The organism is Pseudomonas sp. MD195_PC81_125 (assembly GCF_014060985.1).
Lineage (GTDB): Bacteria > Pseudomonadota > Gammaproteobacteria > Pseudomonadales > Pseudomonadaceae > Aquipseudomonas > Aquipseudomonas parakoreensis.
In genome coordinates, this window is the sequence record NZ_JABULD010000166.1 from 1 (window position 1) to 6,178 (window position 6,178).

5 protein-coding genes and 1 pseudogene are annotated in these 6,178 nt (G+C 59.5%); 2 read left to right on the forward strand and 4 right to left on the reverse strand.

Features of this window, described 5'->3' with window-relative positions; all coding sequences use genetic code 11:
- Positions 1-447 (reverse strand): YceD family protein (locus tag HT737_RS07160; protein WP_182402002.1); only part of this gene is annotated, 447 nt, incomplete at its 3' end.
- 105 nt (positions 448-552) lie between these two features.
- Here HT737_RS07160 and HT737_RS07165 point away from each other — a divergent pair.
- Entirely contained in the window at positions 553-1,131 is a 579-nt protein-coding gene (locus HT737_RS07165; protein ID WP_182402004.1) for a nucleoside triphosphate pyrophosphatase, read from the forward strand.
- A gap of 86 nt (positions 1,132-1,217) precedes the next feature.
- Here the strand turns inward: HT737_RS07165 and sppA are convergent, their stop codons facing one another.
- The 3 genes and pseudogenes from sppA to rluC all read right to left on the reverse strand — a co-directional run bounded on the left by sppA (position 1,218) and on the right by rluC (position 3,844).
- Positions 1,218-2,207, reverse strand: a complete 990-nt coding sequence (gene sppA, locus HT737_RS07170; protein WP_027612352.1) for a signal peptide peptidase SppA — start codon at positions 2,205-2,207, stop codon at positions 1,218-1,220.
- A 24-nt stretch (positions 2,208-2,231) separates the two neighbouring features.
- A pseudogene (locus HT737_RS07175) lies at positions 2,232-2,895 on the reverse strand (HAD-IA family hydrolase).
- On the reverse strand, positions 2,882-3,844 hold the full coding sequence (rluC, locus tag HT737_RS07180) for a 23S rRNA pseudouridine(955/2504/2580) synthase RluC (protein ID WP_007950779.1): 963 nt from the start codon (positions 3,842-3,844) through the stop codon (positions 2,882-2,884). The pseudogene HT737_RS07175 and the gene rluC overlap by 14 nt, the downstream one beginning before the upstream one ends.
- Before the next feature lie 699 nt (positions 3,845-4,543).
- Between rluC and rne the strand changes: the two genes are divergently transcribed.
- On the forward strand, positions 4,544-6,178 hold a 1,635-nt coding region (gene rne, locus HT737_RS07185), incomplete at its 3' end, for a ribonuclease E (RefSeq protein WP_182402006.1).

Consider the following 6,178-nt stretch of genomic DNA (forward strand, 5'->3'; position numbering starts at 1 on the left):
CTCATCTGCTCCCGCCGGCTGCTGGCATTCTTCCGGATGATGAGCAGGCACAATGGGCAAGGCGAGCAAAAGCTCCTCCTCGATCAGTGACTGCAGATCCAATGGATCTTCGCCCAGTTCCAGCACGTCATAACCTTTCGGTAACGACTGGGTATTCGCACCCTCCTTCACAACAGCGTAACTGCATTCGCTGTGGATCGGCAGGGTGACCAGCTCAAGACAACGCTGGCAAACCATTTTGACTTCGGTGTCGATAAAGCTGTGGATCACCACAGATTTACGTTCATCTCGCTCAAAAACGAATTTGGCCTGCACCGTACCGACATCGTCGGAAAGCGGGTCGCAGAGTCTCTTCAAATCGGCCAGCAGCAGTTCACCTTGAAGGGTGGTGCCACGGTCAGCCAATTTGCGCGGGTCAACGTGAGGTGGAATCGGGTCATTCAACATAGGCGCAGCATTATAGGGATGCCCCCACCCATGTCAAAGGAAATTGTGCCCTGTCCGTCACTTGCGTGCCTCCGCTAGAATTCGCACCTGCCTCAGGAGACGCCCATGCTGCCTTTATTACTTGCTTCGAGCTCGACTTATCGCCGTGAATTGCTCGCCCGTCTGCACCTGCCGTTCGTCTGCAGCTCGCCGGATATCGACGAAAGCCACCAGCCGGGCGAATCCGCCATCGAACTGGTCAAGCGCCTCGCCGAACAGAAAGCCCGGGCACTGGCCGCCAGCCACCCCGCTCATCTGATTATCGGCTCAGACCAGGTTGCAGTGCTCGACGAACGGATCATCGGCAAGCCGCACACCTTCGACAAGGCTCGCGAGCAACTGCTGGCGGCCAGCGGCGCCAGCGTAACCTTCCTCACCGGCCTGGCCCTGCTCAACAGCCAGACCGGTCACTGCCAGGTCGACTGCGTGCCATTTACCGTACACATGCGCCAGCTCGACGAAGGACGCATCGAGCGCTACCTGCGCCTTGAGCAGCCCTACGACTGCGCCGGCAGCTTCAAAGCCGAAGGGTTGGGGGTGAGCCTGTTTCAGTCCACCGAGGGGCCTGACGCCACCAGCCTGATCGGCCTGCCACTGATTCGCCTGATCGACATGTTGCTGGCCGAAGGCGTGCAAGTCCCTTAAAGCAAAAGATCGCAGCCCGCGACAGCTCCTACATTGATCTCTGTAGGGGCTGCCGCAGGCTGCGATCTTTTGATCGTTACAACGAATCAGCGTAACGAAGGCCCGTGGAACCCCATCCACATCGCCAACTGCTCAGCCACACTGGCACCGAGCTTTTTCGAGAAGCGGTCGAACGGCGATTCCTGAACCGTGAAGTCCACCAGCTCTTTCTCGCCAATCACGTCCCGCGCCACCGAACTGGCATTCCCCAAACCATCGATCAGACCCAGCGGCAGCGCCTGCTCGCCAGACCAGACCAGCCCGGAGAACAGCTCCGGATGCTCTTTATCCTTCAGGCGATCGCCACGCCCCTGCTTGACGCTATTGATGAACTGCTTGTGCGTGGTGTCGAGCACGGTCTGCCAGAAAGCAGTCTCATCAGGCTTCTGCGGCTGGAACGGATCCAGAAACGACTTGTGCTCGCCCGACGTATAAGTGCGACGCTCAACGCCCAGCTTGTCCATGGTGCCGACAAAACCGTAACCGGCCGCCGTCACACCGATGGAACCGACCAGACTGGCTTTGTCGGCATAGATCTGATCCGCCGCACTGGCGATGTAATAGGCACCGGACGCACCGAGATCGGAAATCACCGCATACACCTTGGTATCCGGATGCAGGCCGCGCAGACGCTTGATCTCGTCATACACATAACCCGATTGCACCGGACTGCCGCCAGGGCTGTTGATCCGCAGGATCACGCCTTTGACCTTCTTGTCCTCAAAGGCTGCACGCAGACTGCCGACGATGTTGTCGGCACTGGCAGGCTCCTTGTCGGCAATCATGCCGGTGACGTCGATCAGCGCAGTGTAGTTCGGGCCACGGGTGGCGCTCTTCTCCATGTCCATCAGCGGCGTGAACAGGATCAGCGCAACAAACAGGTAAACAAATGTCAGCAGCTTGAAGAAAATCCCCCAACGCCGCGAGCGACGCTGCTCCTGCACACTGGCCAGCAAAGTCTTTTCCAGCAGCTTCCAGCTTTTCTCGTCACCGTCGTCGGCACTTGCCTTGGCCGGTGCTTTCCATTCGTCGGTCATGCGCTGTACCCCAGCAAAAACGTATTAAGCCTGCTGCCCCAGCCAGGCGTGCAATTCACTAAAACGGTCGATCGACAGGCGCGGCTCGAACTGCTGCAGCGACTCGATCGACTGCGCGCCGTAGCTGACTGCCACCGACGCCATGCCCGCGTTGCGCGCCATCAGCAGATCGAAGGACGAATCCCCGACCATCAGCGCCTGCTCGGGCCGCACGTCGCAATGCGCGAGAATTTGCTCAAGCATCAACGGATGCGGCTTGCTCGCGGTCTCGTCGGCAGCGCGGGTGATATCGAAATAATCTTCCCAGCCATTGGCCTTGAGCACCCGGTCCAGTCCGCGACGATTCTTGCCGGTCGCGACCGCCAGGTGATAACCCTGCTCACGAAAACGACGCCATCGACTCGACCACACCCTCGAACAGCGGCGAAGGCACGGCTTCTGCCGCGATGTAATGATCGGCGTAATACTCGCGAAACAGGGTCATTTCGGCATCGCTGATGTCCGGGTACAAGGTACGGATTGCCTCGGGCAAGCCCAGACCGATGATGCCCTTGACGGCAAAATCATCGCGCAACTCGAAACCAGAACGCGTGGACGCCGAATGCATCGCCTCGACAATCCGACCAATGGAATCGGCGAGGGTGCCGTCCCAATCGAAAATCAGCAGTTTGTAATCAGATGGGCGCACTCAATCGCTCCACGGTCTTGGCCCACATTTCATCGACGGGGGCTTGCAGCTTGAGTTCACCGCCATCGGGCAGCGGCACGGTCAGCATGTAGGCGTGCAGGAACAGGCGCTTGCCGCCCAGATCACGGATTTCCTTGCTGAAACCGTCATCGCCGTACTTGGTATCGCCGGCAATGCAATGCCCGGCGTGCAAGGTGTGGACGCGGATCTGGTGGGTGCGCCCGGTGATCGGCTTGGCTTCGATCAGGGTGGCAAAGTCGCCAAACCGGCGCAGGACCTTGAACACGGTCACCGACTCCTTGCCCTCCTCCTCGTCGACCTCGACCATGCGTTCGCCGGAGCGCAGGTTGCTCTTGCCCAGCGCCGCACGGACTTGCTTGATCGAAGTCGCCCAATTGCCACGCACCAGTGCCATGTAGCGCTTGTCGACACCATCGCCACGCAAGGCGGCGTGCAAGTGCCGCAACATGCTGCGCTTCTTGGCGATCATCAGCAGGCCGGAAGTGTCACGGTCGAGACGGTGAACCAGCTCCAGCTCCTTGGCATCGGGACGCAACTGACGAAAGGCTTCGATCACCCCGTAATTCAAGCCGCTGCCGCCGTGAACCGCAATGCCGGCGGGCTTGTTGATCACGATCAGGGCTTTGTCTTCGTAGACAATCGAGGCTTCCAGACGCTGCAACAGGCCTTGAGCCAATGGCACCGGCTCGTCGCGCTCAGGCACGCGAACCGGCGGCACGCGCACGATATCGCCGGCCTGCAGCTTGTATTCGGGCTTGATCCGCCCCTTGTTCACACGCACTTCGCCTTTACGCAAAATGCGGTAAATCAAGGTCTTGGGCACGCCTTTGAGCCGGGCAAGGAGGAAATTGTCGATTCGTTGGCCGGCATACTCCGGCGAGACTTCAAGCAGTTGAACGCCTGGAGTCGAAGGGGCAGTAGTTGTCATGCCGCGGATGATAACAATTTTTATGGAATTGAAGCACTTAATCATTGCTGCTATAGTCGCGAACGCCGCCAAAAGCGGCCTGGACAGCGGAACCACGGTCAAAAACCGGCCCTGACCAACGCAATTCACCAGGACGCGAGGCCGTCCTACGGGGCTTTCGCTACGTAACGGTGGAGTTTGCAGTTGTAACAAGCGCAGGTGACATGAGGCCTGAATTACACCGTCGAGCAGAGTTTTCACTCGCCTGACAGGCACATATTCGAGGCCAGTTCACAAAGTGCAGTCAGCTGCAGATGACCCCGAGCGAAGGCTTCGGAAACATCGCCTGAATTAGCCATGATGCGTGACCTCCCCTTTCGGAGCTCACGGTAAATGCCAACCCGCTGCGGATTCTGCGCGCGGCAGCACCCGAATTATCAGGGATACGTGTAGGGTGGAGATGCACAACCGCCGGACTGTGTAGCAATAGGCTTTATCAAGACGCTTCATCTCGTCCACAGCCGCTGGTTGATTCCTCCTCCTGACTGAGTGCTTAAGTAGCCACAGCAAGCAGGACGCGTACGTCGCGATATCGGCCCAATTGGCCTGACATCGCTGGACACGGGAATGGCCAACCACTCCCGACGCACCTGACACCGACCGTGAGAAGTCGTGTGTGCCGAACGCCGTTTCCGGCAGCCCGGAAACCGACGGTACTACATGAAAAGAATGCTGATTAACGCAACTCAACCCGAAGAGTTGCGTGTTGCACTGGTAGATGGCCAACGCCTCTACGACCTGGACATCGAATCCGGTGCACGCGAGCAGAAGAAGGCCAACATCTACAAAGGCCGTATCACTCGCATCGAACCAAGCCTTGAGGCTGCCTTTGTCGATTTCGGCTCCGAGCGCCACGGCTTCCTGCCCCTCAAAGAAATCTCCCGCGAATACTTCAAGAAAGCCCCTGAAGGCCGCGTCAACATCAAGGACGTCCTGAGCGAAGGCCAGGAAGTCATCGTTCAGGTCGAAAAAGAAGAACGTGGCAACAAGGGCGCTGCCCTGACCACCTTCATCAGCCTGGCCGGTCGTTACCTCGTGCTGATGCCGAACAACCCGCGTGCCGGCGGTATCTCCCGTCGCATCGAAGGCGAAGAACGCAACGAACTGCGTGAAGCGCTGAACGGTCTGGTTGCACCGGCCGACATGGGCCTGATCGTGCGCACTGCCGGCCTGGGCCGCAGCAGCGAAGAAATGCAGTGGGACCTCGATTACCTGCTGCAACTGTGGACCGCCATCAAAGAAGCCTCGCTGGATCGCTCCGCGCCATTCCTGATCTACCAGGAAAGCAACGTGATCATCCGCGCCATCCGCGATTACTTGCGCCAGGACATCGGCGAAGTGCTGATCGACAGCGTTGAAGCCCAGGACGAAGCCCTGACCTTCATCCGCCAGGTGATGCCGCAGTACGCCAGCAAGATCAAGCTGTACGAAGACAGCGTGCCGCTGTTCAACCGCTTCCAGATCGAAAGCCAGATCGAGACCGCTTTCCAGCGCGTCGTCGAACTGCCTTCCGGCGGTTCCATCGTTATCGATCCGACCGAAGCCCTGGTGTCCATCGACATCAACTCGGCGCGCGCCACCAAAGGCAGCGACATCGAAGAAACCGCACTGCAGACCAACCTTGAAGCCGCCGAAGAAATCGCCCGTCAGTTGCGCCTGCGCGACATCGGCGGCCTGATCGTCATCGACTTCATCGACATGACCCCGGCCAAGAACCAGCGCGCCGTGGAAGAGAAAGTCCGCGAATGCCTGGAAGCCGACCGCGCTCGCGTGCAGATCGGTCGCATTTCGCGCTTCGGCCTGCTGGAAATGTCCCGTCAGCGCCTGCGTCCATCCCTGGGCGAAAGCAGCGGCATCGTCTGCCCGCGCTGCAACGGCACCGGCATCATCCGTGACGTCGAATCGCTGTCGCTGGCAATCCTGCGCCTGATCGAAGAAGAAGCCCTGAAAGACCGCACTGCCGAAGTGCGCGCTCAGGTGCCGATCCCGGTTGCCGCGTTCCTACTCAACGAAAAACGCAACTCGATCACCAAGATCGAACTGCGCACCCGTGCCCGTATCGTCATTCTGCCGAACGACCACCTCGAAACCCCGCACTTCGAAGTTCAGCGTCTGCGTGACGACAGCCCGGAAGCCGCGACCAACCAGTCCAGCTACGAAATCGCTGCCGCCGCTGCCGAAGTCGAAGAAGTCCAGCCAGCCGCTGCGACCCGCACCCTGGTTCGCCAGGAAGCCGCGGTCAAGACTGCTCCGGCCCGCGCCAACGCGCCAGTGCCGACCGAAGTCGCCGCGCCC

What these genes read in the sequence shown, in the direction of transcription:
- HT737_RS07165 (WP_182402004.1), top strand. Translation starts at nt 553, where the DNA reads ATGCTGCCTTTATTACTTGCTTCGAGCTCGACTTATCGCCGTGAATTG.
- sppA (WP_027612352.1), bottom strand. Translation starts at nt 2,207, where the DNA reads ATGACCGACGAATGGAAAGCACCGGCCAAGGCAAGTGCCGACGACGGT.
- rluC (WP_007950779.1), bottom strand. Translation starts at nt 3,844, where the DNA reads ATGACAACTACTGCCCCTTCGACTCCAGGCGTTCAACTGCTTGAAGTC.